17 protein-coding genes are annotated in these 20,722 nt (G+C 63.5%); 7 read left to right on the forward strand and 10 right to left on the reverse strand.

Features of this window, described 5'->3' with window-relative positions; all coding sequences use genetic code 11:
- Positions 1-16 precede the first annotated feature (16 nt).
- The 4 genes from GSQ75_RS18560 (at position 17) to GSQ75_RS18575 (ending at position 7,675) form a co-directional block, all read left to right on the forward strand.
- Complete coding sequence (locus tag GSQ75_RS18560; RefSeq protein ID WP_158756366.1) at positions 17-1,681, forward strand: Na/Pi cotransporter family protein; 1,665 nt, start codon at positions 17-19, stop codon at positions 1,679-1,681.
- A 282-nt stretch (positions 1,682-1,963) separates the two neighbouring features.
- Positions 1,964-3,082 (forward strand): efflux RND transporter periplasmic adaptor subunit, encoded by a 1,119-nt coding sequence (locus GSQ75_RS18565; protein ID WP_158756367.1) that lies wholly within the window; start codon positions 1,964-1,966, stop codon positions 3,080-3,082.
- Entirely contained in the window at positions 3,075-6,170 is a 3,096-nt protein-coding gene (locus GSQ75_RS18570; RefSeq protein ID WP_158756368.1) for a CusA/CzcA family heavy metal efflux RND transporter, read from the forward strand. Before GSQ75_RS18565 ends, GSQ75_RS18570 begins: the two co-directional genes overlap by 8 nt.
- Positions 6,171-6,172: 2 nt before the next feature.
- On the forward strand, positions 6,173-7,675 hold the full coding sequence (locus GSQ75_RS18575; protein ID WP_254058650.1) for an efflux transporter outer membrane subunit: 1,503 nt from the start codon (positions 6,173-6,175) through the stop codon (positions 7,673-7,675).
- Positions 7,676-7,697: 22 nt separating this feature from the next.
- Here GSQ75_RS18575 and GSQ75_RS18580 read toward each other — a convergent pair whose 3' ends face one another.
- Together GSQ75_RS18580 and dnaG are read right to left on the reverse strand one after the other, a co-directional pair.
- Entirely contained in the window at positions 7,698-8,318 is a 621-nt protein-coding gene (locus tag GSQ75_RS18580) for a DedA family protein (RefSeq protein WP_158756369.1), read from the reverse strand.
- Between the two features lie 132 nt (positions 8,319-8,450).
- A complete protein-coding gene (dnaG, locus tag GSQ75_RS18585; RefSeq protein WP_158756370.1) occupies positions 8,451-10,187 on the reverse strand; it encodes a DNA primase in 1,737 nt (578 codons plus the stop codon).
- A gap of 141 nt (positions 10,188-10,328) precedes the next feature.
- Here dnaG and GSQ75_RS18590 point away from each other — a divergent pair, with 141 nt between their 5' ends.
- Entirely contained in the window at positions 10,329-10,985 is a 657-nt protein-coding gene (locus GSQ75_RS18590; protein ID WP_254058651.1) for an N-acetyltransferase, read from the forward strand.
- Positions 10,986-11,001: 16 nt separating this feature from the next.
- On the opposite strand, the gene GSQ75_RS18595 is transcribed toward GSQ75_RS18590, so the two are convergent.
- The 3 genes from GSQ75_RS18595 to rpsU all read right to left on the reverse strand — a co-directional run bounded on the left by GSQ75_RS18595 (position 11,002) and on the right by rpsU (position 12,187).
- Positions 11,002-11,172 (reverse strand): DUF1328 domain-containing protein, encoded by a 171-nt coding sequence (locus GSQ75_RS18595; protein ID WP_158756371.1) that lies wholly within the window; start codon positions 11,170-11,172, stop codon positions 11,002-11,004.
- A gap of 154 nt (positions 11,173-11,326) precedes the next feature.
- Positions 11,327-11,773, reverse strand: coding sequence for a GatB/YqeY domain-containing protein (locus GSQ75_RS18600; protein WP_158756372.1), 447 nt, complete (start codon positions 11,771-11,773; stop codon positions 11,327-11,329).
- 198 nt (positions 11,774-11,971) lie between these two features.
- On the reverse strand, positions 11,972-12,187 hold the full coding sequence (gene rpsU, locus GSQ75_RS18605) for a 30S ribosomal protein S21 (protein ID WP_007081639.1): 216 nt from the start codon (positions 12,185-12,187) through the stop codon (positions 11,972-11,974).
- 68 nt (positions 12,188-12,255) lie between these two features.
- On the opposite strand from rpsU, the gene tsaD reads away from it, so the two are divergent.
- Positions 12,256-13,329 carry a tRNA (adenosine(37)-N6)-threonylcarbamoyltransferase complex transferase subunit TsaD gene (gene tsaD, locus GSQ75_RS18610; protein ID WP_254058652.1) on the forward strand — a complete coding sequence of 358 codons (1,074 nt, stop codon included), beginning with the start codon at positions 12,256-12,258 and terminating at the stop codon, positions 13,327-13,329.
- Positions 13,330-13,345: 16 nt separating this feature from the next.
- On the opposite strand, the gene GSQ75_RS18615 is transcribed toward tsaD, so the two are convergent.
- Genes GSQ75_RS18615 through GSQ75_RS18625 form a run of 3 tightly spaced genes read right to left on the reverse strand, consistent with a single transcriptional unit; the run spans position 13,346 to position 15,804 of the window.
- Complete coding sequence (locus GSQ75_RS18615; RefSeq protein ID WP_158756373.1) at positions 13,346-14,065, reverse strand: pseudouridine synthase; 720 nt, start codon at positions 14,063-14,065, stop codon at positions 13,346-13,348.
- 3 nt (positions 14,066-14,068) lie between these two features.
- Positions 14,069-14,848: an ABC transporter permease gene (locus GSQ75_RS18620; RefSeq protein WP_158756374.1), complete on the reverse strand. Its 780-nt coding sequence runs from the start codon at positions 14,846-14,848 to the stop codon at positions 14,069-14,071.
- On the reverse strand, positions 14,845-15,804 hold the full coding sequence (locus tag GSQ75_RS18625) for an ABC transporter ATP-binding protein (RefSeq protein WP_158756375.1): 960 nt from the start codon (positions 15,802-15,804) through the stop codon (positions 14,845-14,847). The genes GSQ75_RS18620 and GSQ75_RS18625 overlap by 4 nt, the downstream gene beginning before the upstream one ends.
- A gap of 181 nt (positions 15,805-15,985) precedes the next feature.
- Here GSQ75_RS18625 and GSQ75_RS18630 point away from each other — a divergent pair, with 181 nt between their 5' ends.
- Positions 15,986-16,732: an FAD-binding oxidoreductase gene (locus tag GSQ75_RS18630; protein WP_158756376.1), complete on the forward strand. Its 747-nt coding sequence runs from the start codon at positions 15,986-15,988 to the stop codon at positions 16,730-16,732.
- Positions 16,733-16,812: 80 nt separating this feature from the next.
- Here GSQ75_RS18630 and GSQ75_RS18635 read toward each other — a convergent pair whose 3' ends face one another.
- Complete coding sequence (locus tag GSQ75_RS18635) at positions 16,813-18,015, reverse strand: fimbrial protein (protein ID WP_158756377.1); 1,203 nt, start codon at positions 18,013-18,015, stop codon at positions 16,813-16,815.
- Positions 18,012-20,705, reverse strand: a complete 2,694-nt coding sequence (locus tag GSQ75_RS18640; protein ID WP_254058653.1) for a fimbria/pilus outer membrane usher protein — start codon at positions 20,703-20,705, stop codon at positions 18,012-18,014. The genes GSQ75_RS18635 and GSQ75_RS18640 overlap by 4 nt, the downstream gene beginning before the upstream one ends.
- Between the last annotated feature and the right edge of the window lie 17 nt (positions 20,706-20,722).

Raw genomic sequence — 20,722 nt, forward strand, 5'->3', positions numbered from 1 at the left:
TTTAGGAGCTGCGAACATGAAAGGCACATTCGCCTTGTTCGACATCGCTGGCTATGTCGCGCTGCTGCTATGGGGCACGCACATGGTGACCAGTGGCGTGCTGCGCGGCTACGGCAGCGCGCTGCGCCGCTGGCTGGGCCGTTATCTCGGGCGGCGTCCGGCTGCATTCGCGTTCGGCGTATGCATCACCGCGCTGCTGCAGAGCAGTACCGCTACCGGCATGATGGCAACCTCGTTCGCCGCGAGCGGTTTCCTCGGCCTGGCGCCGGGGTTGGTGGTGATGCTGGGCGCGAATGTCGGCACCACGCTGATCGTGCAGGTGATGTCGTTCGACATCGCGGTGATTGCGCCGATCCTGATACTGCTCGGTACCGCGGTGCACCGGCGCAGCGATGATGTGCGCTACGAGAACCTTGGTCGTGTCGCGATCGGCTTGGGCCTGATGCTGTTGTCGTTGCACCTGCTGGTGTTGACGATGGCGCCGATGGAGAACGCACAGGCGTTGCGCGCCGTGCTGCAAAGCCTGTCGGACGAGCCGTTCATTGCGCTGCTGGTCGCGGCGGTGCTGACCTGGGCGTGCCATTCCAGTGTGGCGGTGGTGCTGTTGATCGTCTCGCTGGCGACTACGGGCGTGGTCGATGCACCGGGTGCGTTGGCACTGGTGCTGGGTGCGAACCTCGGCGGCACGCTGCCGGCGCTGTTTGATGCGGGTTCGCCGGTGGCGCGTCGGCTGCCGCTGGGCAACCTGCTGGTACGCGCCTTCGGCTGCCTGATCTGCCTGCCACTGCTGCATCTGATCGCGCAGTGGCTGGCACCGCTGGGCGTGTCGCCGGCACGCATCGTGGTGAATTTCCATACAGCGTTCAATCTCGCGTTGGCGTTGCTGTTCATCCTGCCGGTCGAGCGCTTTGCGCAATTCCTGGTACGCCTGTTGCCGGAGCCGCCGAAGCCGTCCGATGCTTCGGTGCCGCAGTATCTCGATCCCGCCGCGTTGGACAGCGCCAACGTGGCATTGGCGAATGCGGCGCGCGAGGCGATGCGCATGCTCGACATGGTCGAGAACATGCTCAAGGGGCTGGTCGAGGTGTTCGGCAAGGATGACCGCATGCGCGCTGCCGCGATCAGCCGGATGGATCCGACCCTGGACCGGCTCGGCGTGGCGATCCGCGAATACCTCGCCGACCTCGGCGGCGAAGCGCTGAACGAGGAAGACGGCGAGCGCAGCCAGGACATCCTGTCCTTCATCATCAACATCGAGCATATCGGCGACATCACCGCGAACAACCTGATGGAGTTCGCGGCGAAGAAGGCCGAGCGCGGCCAGGATTTCAGCGCCGACGACATCCTCGACCTGGCCGCGATACACAACCAGGTGATGGAGAGCCTGCAGCTGGCGGTGGCGGTGTTCCTGCGCAGTGACGTGCGCGCTGCGCAGCAGCTGGTGGCGCGCAAGCCGGCGTTGTGGCGAATGGAGAACGAAAGCTCGGAGCGGCACATTCGCGCACTGCGCGAGCAGCGTGACGATGGTGGTGGCGGCGACGTTTACCTGCGCATCCTGCGCGACCTCAAGCGCATACATTCGCATCTGGCTGCGCTTGCCTACCCGGTGCTGGAGCGTGTCGGGCTGCTGCAGGAACGGCTGGTTCGCGAATCCCCTAGCCCCAGCAACGGCGTGCTGTAACACTTTTGTCATCGACATCGAGCAAACAGGAGAACACAGCTCTTGCACAGTAGTCCTTCAATCGATCAACCACATCCAAGCCAGCCGTACTGACGCCGTATTCGTGCGCACTTCGCCCTGAAGTGAGCTCCGGACGCGGCGACCGTTCACGGTCTTACCGCGGTCCGGAATGCGCCGACAGTTCACCAGCGAACTGCCTGCCTTTCCCTTGCCGTATGCATCGCCCGCCGCTCGCATGATCGCCGCGGGTCCGTTCATACCTTCATGTCGAAGGGGAAGCTCATGTCGTTCCGTTCCGTCCAGAATCTTTTGCGCCTGTCCGCCGCCATCGTGCTGGTGTGGTCCCTTGCTGCCTGTTCACACGGGTCGGGCGACGAGGCGCAACCCGCACCGGTGGTCATCGCCGATCACGGCCAGCTGCAGGTGCCCGTGAAATCGCCGCTGCGTTCGGAGTTGGTGGTGCAGCCGGTCGAGATGCGCACCGCCCCGCATGCGATGGTGTTCCCGGCGACGGTCGAAGCCGATCCGGGGCATACCGCCAACGTGCTGCCGGCATTGACTGGTCGGGTGGTCGAGCTGAAAGTCGGACTTGGTGACCACGTCATCCGCGGGCAGCTGCTGGCCGTGGTTGATTCGGGCGACCTGGCGCAGGCCAACTCCGATGTCGCCAAGGCACGCGATGCGCTCGATCTGGCGAAGAAGAGCCTGGACCGCGCGCATGGCGTACAGCAGGCCGGTGGTAATGCGGTGAAGGACCTGGAGGCCGCGCAGAGCGGCTACAACCAGGCGCTGGCCGAGTTCAATCGCGCGCAGACACGTCTCACCGCCGTGGGCGGATCGGGATCCACGCGGACGATGAATGTAGTCGCGCCGATCAGCGGCTACGTGACCGCGCTGTCGGTGTCGCCCGGCATGTATGTCAATGACGCCACCGCGGCGATGATGACCGTATCCAATCTCGATACAGTCTGGATCACCGCGAATGTGCCGGAAAGCGATGTCGGACTGGTTGCCAAGGGGCAACTGGTCGACGCGATCCTGTCGGCCTATCCGGACCAGGTGTTCCATGGTCGCGTGAGTTTCGTCAGCCCCCTGTTGCAGGCGGACACCCGGCGCGACATGGTGCGCGTTGCCGTGGCCAATGCGGACGGACGGCTGAAGCCGAACATGTACGCGAATGCGAGCTTCAGCATCCCGCAACCGGCGCAGGTGTTCGTGCCGGAGTCGGCGCTGCTGATGAACAACGACAGCATCACGGTGTTCGTCGAAGTGTCGCCGTGGACGTTCGAGCGTCGCACGGTCGAGCTCAGCTACGACGAGACGGCCGGTGCGCGCGTGGTGAAAGGCCTGAAGGCGGGCGATCGCGTGATCGTGAAGGGCGGAGTGCTGCTCAATGATTAACGCGATCTTTCACTTCTGCTTCCAGAAGCGCGTGTTGTTCATTGTCGTGACGATCCTCGTCGCGTGCTTCGGCTATTACTCCTGGACCCAGCTGGCGATCGAGGCCTATCCGGAACTGAGCGACGTCACTGCCCAGGTCACCACCCAGGTGCCGGGCTTGGCCGCCGAGGAAATCGAACAGGAAATCACCACCCCGTTGGAACGTGGCTTGGCTGGCACGCCTGGGCTGGTGAGCATGCGCTCGAGCAGCACGTTCGGCCTGTCGCTGATCACGCTGGTATTCAAGGATGGCGCCGAGGATTACTGGGAACGCCAGCGCATCATGGAGCGGATCGGCCAGGTCACGCTGCCGCCCGGGATCACGCCTGGTCTCGATCCCGTATCCGGGCCTGCCGGTGAGATTTATCGCTACACGCTGGAGTCCAGCAGCAAGAACCTGATGCAGCTGTCGGAACTGCAGAACTGGGTGATCGTGCCCGCGCTGGAACAGATCCCCGGCGTTGCCAACGTCGATATCTTCGGCGGCTTCACCAAGGAGTTCCAACTGCAACTGGATCCGGCCCAGTTGCTGCATTACGGCGTCAGCGTGAGCCAGGTCAGCAGCGCGATTTCGGCCAATACCGCGAACGCGGGCGGCGGCCGCATCACCCGGGGCGAGCAGTCCTACATCGTGCGTGGCATCGGTATGGTGCACACGCTGAAGGATCTGGGCGACATCGTGGTCATCCAGACCAATGGCGTGCCGGTGTTCGTGCGCGATCTGGGCAAATTGCAGTACGGCCATCAGGTGCGCGAAGGCATCCTCGGCAAGGACAACAACCCCGACACGATCGAGGGCATCGTCGACCTGCTCAAGTACGAGAACCCGTCGCGCGTGCTCGAAAGCATCCACGCCAGGGTGGCTGAACTCAACAAGCAGTTCGCCGCGCAGGACGTGCGCATCGTGCCGTACATCGATCGCGACGACCTGGTCAACGCGACCAAGGAAAAAGTCTTCCACACGGTGATGGAGGGCGTCGGCCTGGTCTGCATCGTGCTGATCCTGTTCCTCGGCAGCCCGCGTTCGGCGCTGGTGGCGGCGGTGGCGATCCCGATGTCGCTGGTCACCGTGTTCATCCTGATGCAGTTCACCCGGATGCCGGCGAACCTGTTCTCGCTGGGCGCGATCGACTTCGGCGTGATCGTCGACGGCACCATCGTGGTGATGGAGGCGATCCTGCGCCGGCGCGAGGAGAAACCCAACGAAGTGCTCACCGAAGACGATGTGATGACGGTGACCAAACACGTCGGCCGCTCGATCTTCTTCGCCACGCTGATCATCATCACCGCCTACCTGCCGTTGTTCGCATTCGAACATGCCGAAGGCAAGCTTTTCCGCCCGATGGCGTTCACCGTGGGCTATGCCTTGCTGGCCGCGTTGCTGTGCACGGTCACCCTGACGCCCGGGCTGGCCTATATCGCATTGCGCAAGCCGCGCAAGCTGTTCCACAACAAGCCACTGGAGCGGCTGCAGGCGGCTTACCGCATCAGCCTGGGCCGGCTGCTGCACAAGCTGCCGGTGGTTTATACGGTGGCGGGCGTGGCGCTGCTCAGCGTGGTGTTGCTGGGTGCGACGATCGGGCGCGAATTCCTGCCCGACCTGGATGAGGGTTCACTGTGGCTGCAGGTGCAGATGCCGACCGGGCTGTCGCTGGATAAAGCCAGTGCGATGACGGCCGAGCTGCGCCGCGCCGTGCGCGAATTTCCGGAAGTCTCCTACGTGGTGACCCAGCTCGGCCGCAACGATACCGGCACCGATCCGTGGACGCCGTCGCACGTCGAGTCAGCGGTGGGCCTCAAGCCCTATGGCAGCTGGACGAACGGCGAGACCAAGGCGGAGTTCCTGCGCAAGTTCAACGCGCGGATGCAGCAGATTCCCGGCATCAGCGTGGGCATCAGCCAGCCGATCGTGGATGGCGAGAACGACATGGTTGGCGGTGCGCACAGTCCGCTGGTGCTTCGTATCTATGGTGACGATTTCAAGGAACTGCGCCGCATCGGTGGCCAGATCGTCGACGTGCTCCGGAATGTGCGCGGCACGGCGGATGCGTCGATCTTCCAGGAGCCGCCTATCCCGCAACTGGCGATCGAGGCGGACCGCGACGCGGCGGCACGCTATGGCATCAACATCGCCGATATCAGCAACCTGATCCAGACCGCGATCGGCGGCACACCGATCACCCAGGTCTATGTGGGCGATCGCGTCTATAACGTGACTGCGCGCGTGTCGAACGAAGTGGCCAACAATATCGAGGCGATCGGCCAGCTGCCACTTACCGCGGCCAACGGCGCCCAGGTGCCGCTCAAGCTGGTCGCACATATCAGCCTGAAGACCGGCGAGAGCACGATCTCACACGAACAGGACCATCGCGAGTTGACCATCCGCATCGACAACCGTGACCGTGCGTTGTCGGAGTACCTGGCCGACGCCCAACAGCAGATCGACGCGAAGGTGCACTACGACAAACAGGATTATCGGCTGGAATGGGCCGGCAATTTCCAGAATGCGCAGCGCGCGCAGGCGCGCCTGATCGTGGTGCTTGGCATGGTACTGGCGATCATGGCCGTGCTGCTGTTCGCCGAGTTCGGCAAGCTGCATCAGGCCGTGCTGGTGCTGGCCGTGGTGCCGCTGGCTGCCGTGGGTGGCCTGATTTCGCTGCATCTGCGCGGCGAGACGCTGAACATCGCCACGGCCGTGGGCTTCATTGCCCTGTTCGGTGTGGCGGTGCAAAACGGCATCATCATGGTGTCGAACATCAATCGTGTGCGAAAGGAAGGCCTGACGCTGGCAGAGGCGGTGCTGGCCGGCGCCACCGAGCGCTTCCGCCCGGTATTGATGACGGCGACCGTGGCCAGCGTGGGCATGCTGCCGGCTGCGATGGCCACTGGCATCGGTACGGACGTGCAGCGCGGCCTGGCCACCGTGGTGGTAGGTGGCCTGCCGATTGCCACCTTGCTTACGCTGTACATCCTGCCCAGCTTCTATTTCGCGATCGAGCGCTTCATCGAGAGGCACCGCGGTCACGCGCCGTCGGCGAGGGACATCTGACCATGCATGCTTTCCACAAAATCACCCCGTGGCGCGCTGGCAACATGCTGCTCGGTCTTGGCATCGGCCTGCTGCTCAGCGCATGCGCGGTCGGACCGGATTACCAGCGTCCGGCGGCACCTGCCGCCCATGACTATGCGCCGACGGCAACACCGCAGGCGACCGTTTCCACGACGGGGCCGGGCGGCAACGCGCAGCAGTTCGTGCAGACGATGGACATTCCGGGTCAGTGGTGGACGCTGTTCCATTCGGAACCGCTGAATGCGCTGATCGACGATGCACTGAAGCACAATGCCGACGCCGATGCGGCGCAGGCGGCGTTGCAGGCGGCGTGGGAAAACGTGCGCGCGCAGCGCGGCGCGTATTTCCCCAGCGTCGATGCCAGCGTCAATCCGACCCGGCAGAAAACCGGCAACGTGCTGTCCAGCAACGTCGCTTCGAACAGCACGCTGTACAACCTCACCACGGCGCAACTCAGTATTTCGTACTCGCCAGATCTGTGGGGTGGCAACCGCCGCCAGGTGGAATCGCTGGTGGCGCAGGCGAATGCCCAGCGCTTCCAGCTGGAGGCGACCTATCTCACGCTGACGACCAACCTGGTCAACGCGGCGATCGAGGAAGCCTCATTGCGCGCGCAGATCGACGCCACCCACAGGATCATCGCGGACCAGGAAAAGATCATGGCGACGCTGCTGCGCCAGCAGACGCTCGGTGATGCACCCGAGGCTGCCGTCGCCGCACAGCAGGCGGCGCTGGAACAGAGCCGTGCCACACTGCCACCGCTGGAGAAACAGCTTGCGCAGCAACGCGATCTGCTTGCCGCGCTCAGCGGACGCATGCCGAGCGACACCATCGATGCCCGCTTCACGCTGGATGCGCTGCAGTTGCCGGCCGAGCTGCCGCTGAGCCTGCCGGCACGCCTGGTCGAACAGCGTCCCGACGTGCGCATGGCCGACGAGCAGCTGCATGCGGCCAGCGCACAGGTCGGTGTGGCGATCGCCAACCGGCTGCCAAACGTGCAGATCACCGCGAACATCGGCAGCGCGGCAGAGAGCGCGAGTTCCTTGCTGAGCACCGGTACCGGCTTCTGGAATATAGGCGCTGCGATCACCGCGCCGCTGTTCGATGGCGGCACGTTGAAGCACAAGCAGCGCGCGGCCGAGGCGACCTATCGGCAGAGCTCCGCGCAGTACCGCAGCACGGTGATCGATGCGGTGCAGAACGTGGCTGACGTGCTGCACGCGGTGCAGTCCGATGCCGCGGCGCTGGCTTCAGCCGAACTGGCCGAACGGGCTGCTGCGCGCAGTCTGGCGATTGCGCAGCGGCAACTGGCGTTGGGTGATCTCAGCGAGATCGCCATGCTGAATGCCGAACAGACCTGGCGGCAGGCCGAGATCAGCCTCGCGCAAGCGCGTGCGAACCGTTATGCCGATACCGTGGCATTGTTCCAGGCGCTCGGCGGTGGCTGGTGGAATCGGCATGACGTGGCGGCGCCGTCGTCATGATCCGTGATGCCACCGTGCCGGTTCAGTCAGGGGTGCGGTGCGCGTGGTGCCGATGCCGCCACCACAGCACCAGCCCGGCCAATACGACCAGGCCGACGAGCGCCCACAGGCTGCCCTGGCCGCGGCGCACCCATTTCATCAGCCACTCGTGGTTGTCGGCGCCGAAATAGCCGAGATATACCCAGAACGGCACGCTGATCAGCGCGGCCAATCCGTCGATCAGCAGGAAGCGCGTAAACGACACGCGATGACTGGTGCCGGCGGTGATGTAGACGGTGGTGCGCATGCCGGGCAGGAAGCGCGCGATGAACAGCATGCGATTGCCGTAGCGCACGAATTTTTCCTGCACCATCGCATAGCGCTTGGGCGTGAGTATGCGTGCCACCAGCCGCCACTTCAGCATGCGCGCGCCGTAATGATGGCCGAGCAGGAAGATCGCGGAATCACCCAGCAGCACGCCAAACATTGCCAGCGCGAACATGCCGTGCACATTGACGTAGCCAAGTCCGGCGATGACGCCGCCAGCGACCAGGGTGATGTCCTCCGGTAACGGCAGGCCCGCGCCGCAGATCATCAACGCGATGAACACCGCGAGGTAACCGTTCTCGGCGAAGATCGTGATCAATCGTTCAAGCAGATCCATCGATATCCTTGCGCTTCATGCGAACCCGCATTGTGGCAACGGGGCATGATCCCATAGTCGGGTTGTTGTTGATGTGCAACGACTCTGCATGAGCCGGCAGCGATGAGTCGACCTGCACTGCAGCATCAACATTCAGGCTGAAGTGACCGGTGGCCGGCCACGCGCCGCCAACAGCTCGCGCAGTTCGGCTTTTTCGGCGCTGTCCAGCGGGCCCTGGCTCATCTTGGCGTGCAGTGCCTCGCGTCGCAGCGTGATGGCCTGTTCTTCCATCCGGGCCAGCGCTTCGAAGAATTCGATGCGCTGGAGTTCCGGTTCACCCACCGACATCGCTGCCATCAACTTCTGCAGCGACGGGTACTCCGGCCGTTCGGCGAAATGCTCGACCAGCATGGCCGGATTGATACCGGGACGTGAGCGGGCGATGTCGAGCAGTTCGGCAAGCAGTTCCACGCCCGGCTTGTCCAGGCGCAGGAAGCGGTACGGCCTTTCCACCTGATCGGCCACGCCCGGCTGCGCCAGCAGCAACGAGATCGCGCTGCGCACCAGGCTGCGCTGCACGGCGACCGGTCGTTGCACCGCGCGATGCGTGGCGGGGTCGGCCTGCAATACCGCACGGGCGCCACTGCGTCGCTCCAGCTCCTGTGCCATCAGGTCACGGAACGCGCCATCGGGCAGTTTCGCGATCAGCGGGCGGGCGCGTTCGGCCAGTCGCGCGCGACCATCGAGACTGCCCATTTCCACATCGTGCGACAGCTCGTTGAAGAAGTAGTCCGACAACGGCATCGCTTGCTTGATGCGCTGCTCGAAGCCGTCCTTGCCCTCCTTGCGCACCAGCGAATCGGGATCCTCGCCATCGGGCAGGAACAGGAAGTACGCCTGGCGGCCGTCGCGCAGTCGCGGGAGGGCGGACTCCAGCGCCTTCCATGCCGCGGCACGGCCGGCGCGGTCGCCATCGAAGCAGAACACCACGTCCGGCGCAGCGCGGAACAGCACCTCGGTGTGCTCCGGCGTGGTCGCCGTGCCCAGCGTGGCCACCGCGATCGGCAGGCCGGCCTGATGCAACGCGATCACGTCCATGTAGCCCTCGACCACCATGATCCGCGTCAGATTCGCATTGGCTTGTTTCACCTGCCACAGCGCGAACAACTCACGCCCTTTGTGGAACAGCGGTGTCTCGGGCGAATTCAGATATTTCGGCGACTGCTCCGAACTTAAAACTCTTCCACCGAATGCGATCACCCGGCCGCGGCGGTCGAGGATCGGGAACATCAGCCGCTCGCGGAAGCGGTCGTACTTGCTGCCACGCTCGCTGCTGGCGACCATGCCGGCCTCGTTGAGCAGCTGCATGCGCCGCTCGCTGCTGCCCAGTGCCTTGATCACACCGTCATAGCCGGCCGGCGCCCAGCCGAGCCGGAACTGCTTGATGGTTTCCGCGTCCAGCCCGCGTTTCTTGCAGTACGCCTGCGCCTCGGCACTGCGCGGCAGCTCGCCCTCATACCAGCCGGCGGCCGCATCCAGCAGCGCGTACAGGTCGGTCTTGTCCTCGCGCGGTGCGGCCTCGCGACCGCCTTCGCGTGGCACTTTCAAGCCGACCGTCTGCGCCAGTTCCTCGACCGCGTCGGGAAACTCCAGCCGCTCGTAGTCCATCAGAAACTTCACCGCGCTGCCGTGCGCGCCGCAACCGAAGCAGTGGAAGAACTGCTTGGCCGGGCTGACGTAAAACGACGGCGAACGCTCGTTGTGGAACGGGCAGCAGGCAGTCCATTCGCGCCCGGCCTTCTTCAGCGGCACGCGCCGCTCGATCACGTCGACGATGTCGACGCGGGCAAGCAGTTCATCGATGAAACTGTCGGGAATCAGGCCGCGCATAAGCGCCCTAGTTTAGGGCCTGCACCGCGGCGACGGGGGCGAGTCGGCCAATGCAGTGGGCAACCCGGCCAATCTGCCGGTGCGGGACCGTACTCGCGTGTTCGTCAAGCTAGCATCCCGGACAACTCCCGGTTGCTCATTATGAGGTCCCTGATGCATCAGGCTGGACATAAAGCGGTGCAGTTTCGGCCGGCAGCACCGGAGGATGCGCTGCAGGCGGTACCGCTGATGCACAGCTCCGGTCCGGCGGCGTTCGATTACGTTTTCGCCGTACCGGGATATAGCGATGCGCAGGCGTTCCTGCGCCAGGCATTCACCGACGGTGCCGGTGAGTTTGGCTGGCGCAATCATGTGGTGGGTGAATTGGATGGCGCAGTGGTGGCGGTCGGCGCTGGCTATGGTGGCGCCACGAAATGGCCGTTCACGCTGGCGGCAGCGCGCCAGATCCTCGGTCATTACGGCTGGCGCCATGCGACCGGGGTGATCGCGCGTGGCCTGAGGGTGGAGTCGGTGATCCCGCCACCGACTGGCGCCATGCATTATCTGGCACATCTGGCGGTGAGCCCGTCATGGCGCGGCCATGGCTTCGGCTCGGCCCTGGTCGGCCACCTGCTCGATACGACGCGGGCTGCCCCTCGGGATCCGGTGATACTGGATGTGGCGACGACCAACCCGGATGCCCAGCGGCTATACCAGCGACTGGGCTTCGAGGTCACCGGCGAACGCCGCTCGACGCTTGCCAATCGGCAGGGGCGGGTACCGGATCACCGGCGCATGCAATGGCGTGCGCCGGCCTGATGACGACAATTCGTCGTCAGAAAAGGTGGATCACGCCGATCACCGCCAGCACGGCCAGCAGGAACAGGATCACGAAGCACGCAAACAACACCTTGGCGATGGTTGCCGTGGCGCCGGAGATTCCACCGAAACCGAGCCAGCCGCTGACCAGCGAGACGATGGCGAAAATGATGGCCCACTTGATCATGCGTTTCTCCTGCGGCGATGAGCGGCTGCGCGGCAGGAAGATTGCCCGGCAAGCCAAGTGCGCTTTTGTAACGGGCTGGATGTGAACGGGATGCATCGCCGGCTTGTGGCGGTACTGGCGGTGATCCTGCCGACAGCAAGAACCGGTGGAAGCCTCAACCGGCCAGCTTTGCCTTGATCTTGCCGGACACCACGGCCATGTCGGCGCGGCCGGCGGCCTTTTCCTTCACCGCGGCGACCACCTTGCCCATGTCGCGGGCCGAGCTGGCGCCGGTGTCGCTGATCGCGGCCGCGATCAAGGCGTCGATCTCCGCCTCGTTCAGCTTGCTCGGCAAGTAGGTTTCGATGACCACCATCTCGGCACGCTCGATCGCGGACAGATCCTCGCGGTGGGCGGCATCGAACTGGCTGACCGAGTCGCGCCGCTGCTTGAGCATCTTTTCCAGCGTGGCGAGGATCTGCACGTCATCCAGCTCGATCCGCTCGTCCACCTCGCGCTGCTTGATCGCGGCCAGCATCAGCCGGATCACCCCCAGCCGGTGCTTTTCGCCGCTGCGCATGGCGTTTTTCATGTCTTCGGTGAGCTGCTGCTTGAGCGTCATGCCGGGAGCCTCGGGAGATAGGGGGAAATCCATGCTACGGAAACGACGAAGCCGGCGTTGTCCTGAGGGGACAACACCGGCCAGATCGAAGCCGAGTGCTTGCGGTGGCTGCGAGAACCCGCGCCGACCGCGTTTCCTGTGCATGCAGCGCCGGAGCGCTGCTGGATCCACCGACGAAGCGGCAGATCAGGGGGAAACTCAGTACAGGCGGACTTTGCGCGAGACGTCACGCGACAGGCGACGCAGGTGACGCTTCACCGCGGCAGCGCGCTTGCGCTTGCGCTCCTGGGTCGGCTTCTCATAGAACTCACGCTTGCGCGTTTCAGCCAGGACGCCGGCCTTCTCGCAGGTACGCTTGAAACGACGCAGTGCAATCTCGAACGGCTCGTTCTCGCGAACTTTTACGTTGGGCATGGAAACTCCGAGTGGTAATCTGCCCGCATGTACGGGACTGTCAAATAGGGCGAGCCGCGAATTATACCGTGGATATCACAGAATTTTCAAAGGTGGCGAACAAGCCGGTAACCGGCCCGGTGCTGGGCATCGAGACTTCGTGCGATGAAACCGGGGTGGCCCTGCTGCGCTGGGAGCCGGATGCGCCGGGTCGTGGACTGCTGGCGCACACCTTATATAGCCAGATCAAGCTGCATGCCGACTACGGCGGGGTGGTGCCGGAACTGGCCAGCCGCGACCACGTACGCAAGCTGCTGCCGCTGATCCGCGAAGCGCTGGCCGAGGCCGGGATGACCGTGCAGGACCTGGGCGGGGTGGCCTATACCGCCGGCCCCGGCCTGGTTGGTGCCTTGCTGGTGGGGGCTTCCGCCGGGCGCGCACTGGCCTGGGCGCTGGGTGTACCGGCGATCGGGGTACACCACATGGAAGGTCACCTGCTGGCGCCGCTGCTGGAGGAAAACCCGCCGGAACCGCCGTTCGTGGCGCTGTTGGTGTCCGGCGGCCATTCCATGCTGGTCGAGGTCAAGGCGATCGGCCAGTACACCATCCTCGGCGACACGCTGGACGATGCCGCCGGTGAGGCGTTCGACAAGACCGCCAAGCTGATGGGCTTGCCGTATCCGGGTGGTCCGGCGCTGGCCAAGCTGGCCGAACAGGGTCGGCCCGGGGCGTTTCGCTTCTCACGCCCGATGACCGACCGGCCCGGGCTGGATTTCAGTTTCTCCGGCCTGAAGACCCAGGTGCTGCTGGCCTGGCAGAAGTCGGATCAGAGCGAACAGACCCGCGCCGACATCGCCCGCGCGTTCGAGGAGGCGATCGTCGACACGCTGATCATCAAGTGCAGACGCGCCTTGCAGGCCAGCGGTGCGCAGCGGTTGGTGATCGCAGGCGGCGTCGGCGCAAACCGAAGATTGCGCAGCGAACTGGCCGCAGCCGCTGCGAAGGACGGCTTCCAGGTGTACTTCCCGCGGATGGACTTCTGCACCGACAACGGCGCGATGATCGCCTTGGCCGGCGCGATCCGGCTGGCCAGCGGCCAGCATCAGGACGCCTCGGTGCAGGTTTATCCGCGCTGGGATCTGCAGAGTCTGCCGGCGGCGTAAGGCCACCAAGTCACACTTACCACTGCATGCGCCCGGGCAGAAGCCCTTTCAGCTCCGCTTCCGTGAGATTGCGCCACTGGCCGACCTTCAGGTGGGCGAGCTTCACGTTGACAATGCGCACGCGGCGCAGCTGGGTCACGCGGTAGCCGAACGCGGCGGCCATCAGGCGGATCTGCCGGTTCAGGCCCTGGGTCAGCACGATCGAGAAACCGTACTTGGCGATCCGGCGCACGCGGCACGGCTGGGTCATCTGGCCGTGGATGCGCACCCCCTTGGCCATGCCGGCGAGGAATTCGTCGGTGACCGACTTGTTCACCGCAACGAGGTATTCCTTCTCGTGGTGGTTCTCCGAACGCAGAATCTCGTTGACGATATCGCCGTTGCTGGTCAGCAGGATCAGCCCTTCGGAATCCTTGTCCAGCCGCCCGATCGGGAAGATCCGCTGCGGATGGTCGACGAAGTCGATGATGTTGCCGTCGACGCCGTGATCGGTAGTGCAGGTGATGCCGACCGGCTTGTTCAGCGCGATATACACCGCCTTCTTCGCCGCCGGTGTGGCGGCGAGGATGCGTGCACGCACGATCTCGCCATCGACGCGCACTTCGTCGCCCTCGAGTGCCTTGGCGCCCGTCGAGACCACTTCACCATTGATGGTGACGCGGCCGGCGATCAATAGATCATCCGCCTCGCGGCGCGAGCACAGGCCGGCTTCGCTGATGTATTTGTTGACGCGCATGCGTTACGAACGCAGCCCGACGCCGCGCTTGAGCAACTGCAGCGCCACGATCGACAACCCGGCCACGAAGCCCAGCATCACCAGGAACGCGACACCGACGTGCACGTCACTGATGCCGAGTACGCCGAAGCGGAACGCATTGACCATGTACAGGATCGGGTTGATCCGTGAGATCGCCTGCCACGGTTCGCCCAGCATGTTCACCGAATAGAATACGCCGCCTAGATAGGTCAGCGGGGTCAGGATGAAGGTCGGCACCAGCGCGATGTCGTCGAACTTCTTCGCGTAGACCGCATTGACGAAGCCGGCCAGCGAGAAAATCGTGGCGCCGAGCAGCACCGACAGGAAGGTGATGAAAGGGTGCGCCACATGCAGCGAAGTGAAGAGCAAGGCGATGCCCAGCACCATCGCACCGACCACCAGTCCACGCGCCACCGCGCCGGTGACATAGCCGAGCAGGATCACCCAGTTCGGCATCGGCGACACCAGCATCTCCTCTACCGCGCGGCTGAACTTGGCGCCGAAGAACGAGCTGGAGATGTTCGCGTAGCAGTTGTTGATCACGCTCATCATCACCAGGCCAGGCACGATGTACTGCATGTAGCTGAAGCCGCCCTGGATCGTACCGATGCGGCTGCCGATCAGTTTGCCGAAGATCACGAAGTACAGCGTCATGGTGATCGCCGGCGGGATCAGCGTCTGGGTCCAGATCCGCACGATGCGCACGATCTCGCGGCGCACGATGGTGTTGAGGGCGACCAGGTTGGCGGCGGTATTGCTCATGCTGCCTGCTCCTTGCCAGCGTGTTCCTGGCCGTTGCGGCCACCTTCCACTAGCCGCACGAACAGTTCCTCCAGCCGGTTGGTCTTGTTGCGCATCGAGGTCACCATGATGCCGTGCGTGGACAGTGCCGCGAACAGCGAGTTGAGGTCATGCGAGCGGGCCATCTCGGCCTCCAGCATGTGTTCGTCGCGGCGGCGCAGGGTGACGCCGGGCAGGCTGGGCAGTTCGTCGGGCATGGCGGTGACGTCCAGCACGAACGTCTCCACATCCAGCGTTGCCAGCAGGCGCTTCATGCTGGTGTTCTCGATGATCGTGCCGTGGTCGATGATCGCGATATTGCGGCACAGCGACTCGGCTTCTTCCAGGTAATGCGTGGTGAGGATCACCGTGGTGCCGGCCGCGTTGATGCCGCTGACGAACTGCCACATCGAACGGCGAATCTCGATATCCACGCCCGCGGTCGGTTCGTCGAGGATCAGCAGCTTCGGCTCGTTCATCATCGCGCGGGCGATCATCAGGCGTCGCTTCATGCCGCCAGACAACGTGCGTGCCTGCATCTGCGCCTTGTCCCACAGGCGCAGTTCCTTCAGGTACTTCTCCGCGCGCTCGGCGGCAATCTTGCGCGGGATGCCATAGAAACCGGCCTCGTTCACGCAGATGTCGAATGGCTTCTCGAACTGGTTGAAGTTGATTTCCTGCGGCACCAGGCCGATCAGCCGCATCGCCTCGCTGCGCTGCTTGTTCACCGACACGCCGAACACCTGCGCATCGCCGCCACTGGAGTTCACCAGCGAGGACAGGATGCCGATCAGGGTGGATTTGCCGGCGCCGTTGGGGCCGAGCAGGGCAAAGAAATCGCCGGGCTGCACCGTCAGCGAGATGCCCTTGAGGGCCTCCACGCCGTTGCTGTAGGTCTTGCGCAGGTTGTCGACAACGAGTGCGGGAGTTGAGGTCATGGATGACGCCGGATGAGGGAAAGCCGAGGGAAACCAGCTGCATGGGCATGGCTGGCACCGGCAAAACAGGTAGCCGAGCGTGCCATGCAGCTTGGTCGGTGGCTCGCAGCCACCTATTATAGCGGGCTTGATGCCACTGCCCGGTCCCTGCCGGTGCACTCACTGTCCCGGAATCCGCTACATGGCCGACCACTTCCAGCTCCGCCTCGTCGACAGCCGCATGCTTGTCCCCACGGTGCGCCACCTCGTGTTCGAGCGCGTCGACGGCCAGCCGCTGGCGTTCGTGCCGGGCCAGTTCCTGCAGGTGCACTTTCACTACGACGACGGCACCGCGACCAAGCGCAGCTACTCGGTGGCTACTATCGGTGATGGCAGCTCGCCGGTGCAGCGCATCGAGATCGCGGTGAGCTATGTCGAGGGCGGCGCGGCCACCAAGTTGCTGGGCGGTCTCGAAAACGGCGGCGTCATCGATGCCAGCGGCCCCTACGGCCGCTTCTGCCTGCAGGACGCCGACACCCATCCGCGCTATCTCCTGCTCGCCACCGGCACCGGCGTCACCCCGTACCGCGCGATGCTGCCGCTGATCGAAAAACTGCTGGCAAAAGGCGGCCGCGAAGTAGTGTTGCTGTACGGCGCCCGCACCGAAGCCGAGCTGCTCTACGGCGAAGAATTCGAAGCATTCGCGCAGTCACACCTCGGCTTCGTATTCCATGGCTGCCTCAGCCGTCAGCCACGCGCCATGCCACGCAGCACGGACCGCAGTGGTCACGTGCAGAATGTGCTCGCCGAACTCGGCCCCAGCGCCGAACGCGACATCGCCTACCTGTGCGGCAATCCGAACATGGTCGACGCTGCGTTTACTGTGTTGAAGGAATTTGGTCTGCCGGTACCGCAGATCCGGCGCGAGAAGTACATTTCATCGCGCTGAGAACCAGGAGTGATCGTACTGCTTCGGAGCGGCGCCCCTCCGAAACGCTATATTGAAAGCTGTGGTAATTGCGCCTTCAATCACGGGTAGTAAATGGTGAAAGCCACAGTGCTCTTTACCGTGCCGGCACCCGCAGCGGCGCCATTTATGGCAACGTATTGCGCGTAGTAGTTCAGCGTCGCATTGCCACTGGTAATGTTGTATGTCCCCGAGTTTTGCGCACTACCGGCTTGATCCAGCAGGATCGGTGTGCCGGCGGTCTGACTGGTACTGCCGGCACCATTCAACAATTGCACCTCGACATTTGTGGCGGTGCCCGTATTCTTCAGGTAGCCAGTGGTGGTATCAATTCCACTTCCGCTGAACACGCTTACGGCATCGGGGGAGGCACTCTGGCAACCCGTCATCGTAATCGAGAAAGCGGTACTGCCAGCGACTTGTCCAGCCTGTAATGCCGCAGTCGACACAGTCGGCAGGGTCACTGTGGGCGACGTAATATTGCAGGTGGATGCGACCACCGTGATTGCGGGCATTACAAGATTGGCATTCAGCAGGGCGCTGGATGAGTCCACACTGCCGCCGGAGATATACCACCAGAACGGTATCAGGTTGATCGAAGATTGCGTGCCTACTTTGACCGTGCCAGTCTTGTAGAGTTGTGCCGTGTAGGTTGCAGTCACGGTACCCGAGTAAGTTCCTTGGGCGGTGCCTGCAGGCGCTGTGACATTGCCTGGCACATAACCTGCCGTGCTGGCGGGGCCGCAAGCAAGACATGCCTGACTGGTGGCTTGAACAGGTGTGGCTGTCACCAGCAACGCAAGACCGGTCAGCTTGGGCAGCGCAAAGGTAATGCCCGGGCCGGCGGGGACATTTGCAGTGGACAGGGTGGCCAGAGTATCACCTGCCTGAATTTGTGCCTCGTAATCAGCTGGGTGGTTAGTGGTGGCGGGGAGGCCGACGCACGTAAAGACTATGGTGGCTGTGCCGGCCGGATATGGCAGCACACCATTTGGTGCATTGGGCGAGATGTATACGGTGCCCGGCAGACTAAGCGTCGCGGAGGAAGCGGTGCAATTTGTTGTCTGGACTGGCCCTATCGTCTGGCCCTTGGCCTTGGCCTTGGTTTGCGTTTGGACTTTCGTTTGCGGGCTAATTCTCACCGGCGCCGTAGTGGTCAGACTCACCGTCGCCGCAACGGTCAGGGTTGCCCAGCCGGTAAGCACGAACAAACCCCAGCCCAACAACCACGAGAATCGCTGAGCTTTATCGGGGCGAATCTTCATGTGCCGCTCCTGGTGACTTGTGCGATGGCGTCGGGACGCGTGCAGATCGCGTTGATCTCTTCGTAGGCCTGTGCCCGCTTACCCTTGGCTTTCGGTCCAAGATGATAAGAGAAGGAACACGACTGCGCCGCATGGTTGTCGTCCTGCCAGCGTGCGGTTACCTGGCCTGCCTGGTCGACACCACGCAGCAGAATCTGTCCGGCCTGGCCCACCACGCCCAGCGAAACGCCCTTCTGGTTGAATACCTCAGCTCCAAAGGGCAGTGCATCGCCGTTTTTCAGATGCGCGCGCACGATGATTGTGCGGCCATATTCGGTCTTGAACTTCAGCATCACCACCGCGCCGGCATAGGGGGCCACCTGTGCGCTGGTGGCGTCAAGCTGCACATCCAGCGGCAGGCCCTTGGGATCGATCTGGATCGTGTTGAGGATGTACGGCGTGAGGTAGGGCACCAGCGCATAGCCGCTGCCATCGACACGCGCTCCGGCTGCGTTGAGCAAACGTGCGCCTGTCGCACCCGGTATGTAGACGATGCCGACGGTGTCGCCGGTCGGCTGACCGAACGTGATACCACCTGGATGCGCGACCACGGCGCCGCTCACGTTCAGCGACTCCTGCGAATAACCGTTGCCCTCGCCATAACTGGCGTTGACCACCGCATACGGGCCGCGATAGCCGCCATTGACACTGCCGGAATTGCCGGTGCCAGCACTGCCTTGAGCCGCGGTTACGCCATAGTTGTATTGGTTGTCGGCGCCGAGCGACCCGCTGACCATTCCTTGATCCTGTGAGCCACTTAGCTGATCGTGGGTCAGGTTGAGAGTTAGGTTCGGCGCGTGGGCGCTGGCTCCCAGAGGGATGCTGAAGCTGACCAGATACTCGTTGTCATTGCGTCCCAGAGGATCCAGCGTGCGCATGGCGGAGATGCCATAGGTAACGCGGTGGAACGAGTTGTTGTAGCCCACCTGGAACTGCGTGCTGGTACCAGGAGTATTCCAGTAGTCGTTGGCGGAGACATTCGCGTAAAACGAACCGCCATGTGTACCCAGCTGCTGGCTCATGCTGAGGGAAAACGTGCTGCGCGGGCGTTGCAACCCTGTGCTGCTGACGACGGTGCTGCTGCCATCGAGTGTTGCCTGCTCGGCAGGCGTAAGCAGGCTCGATACGGGCTCGCCGTCGACGGTCGTCTGTATCGCAGGTGCGATGTAGTTGAATGGGTTGATACCGCGGCGCACCTCATCACGGGCCTGCGCTGCATCGGTCAGGTTGAAGTAACCACTGGTCGAATACCGGTAAGCAGCTACCGAGATCGAGGTTTGGGTATCCGGAAAGATCTTGCTGTAACTCAGCCGCATGCTCTGGCCGGACTGGGTGGAATAACCCGGAATCTGCGCGCGCGCCTGGGTAACGTCGAAGGCGACCGCGCCATAACGCGTGTTCAGCGCGGTGCCAAGCAAGACGGCTGCATAGCCTTGTGAACCCACCATGCCGGCATAGCCGGTGAGCAGATTGCTGAAACCATGCTGCACGGCAGCCTGCACGACCGCGGGCTCATGCCTGATCGACAAGTCGCGCAACTGGCCGATGGCAATATCGAAACGCGTGATGCCCGGGCGCAGCAGCTGCACTACCGACGCATAAGGCACGGAAAACGTGCTGACGCGACCGTCCGCCTCAGTGACCGTCACGTCCAGGCTGCCGCCGTAGCCGGTCGGGTAAAGATCCTTGATCTCGAACGGGCCGGGGGCCACCGTGGTCTGGTAGATCAGCGCGCCATTCTGGCGCACAGTGACTTTGGCATTGGTCTGGGCCACGCCGCGCACTACGGGCGCGTAGCCCTGCAACGATTGCGGCAGCATGCGATCATCGGTGGCGAGTTGGATGCCGCGCAACCCGTAACTGTTGAACACCTGGCCGTCGGTGTAAGAATCGCCAAGTGTGAGCTGCGCGCGCAACGACGGTAGGTCACGTTGCACGTAGGTCTGGAGATCCTGCCACTGGGTGCGCGCTGGTGTTCCGGCCGTGGCCGATTGGGAGTCTACGTTCGACTCCTGACGAAAATACCACTGGCCAATATTGAAACCGGCATTCAGACCGAGGTATGAGGTGGTCAGATTCTGTCCCTGGCTGCGGACGCGGAAGCTGTTGAAGTTGTAGTTGAGCAGCGCCGCCGGTACACCGGCATCCCAGTATTCCGGGCTGACATAACCTCGCGGCATCTGCTTGAGATAGGCCTGCGGTACGCTGATGTCCAGTCGCAGGTCAGCCAAGTCCAGGGTCGTCGTGGCACCGGGGATCAGGCTGCCGACGTCAACGCAGGCGCCGGGATCTTTCAGTTCTGCCACAAGCTCGGCGGATAGCTTGTCTGGATGCAGGCTAATTTGATCCAGGAGTTTGCGATCGATACATGGCGTCGCACTTGCATTTGCCGAAGCAGTGGCGAAACGTATGTCGCTGCGACCGACCCAGGCTGTGTTGAAGTAGATGTCGACATTGTATGTGCCTGGCAGCACCGGGTTGCCATGTTCGAAGCGTGAAAGATCAGTGGTGTTGATTCCGGCGCCGGACAGCAGGTTGCGGTCGAAACTAGCATCAGCGCCACTGGCATCCGCACCGCTGGCCGCTGGTGCAGCTGCATCGGCAGCGGTGACCTTGGTGCTCCAGCTATTCAGGGCAACTGCAATACCCACGCAAAGCAATAGCTGGC

Source organism: Dyella sp. S184, from assembly GCF_009766065.1.
GTDB lineage: Bacteria > Pseudomonadota > Gammaproteobacteria > Xanthomonadales > Rhodanobacteraceae > Rhodanobacter.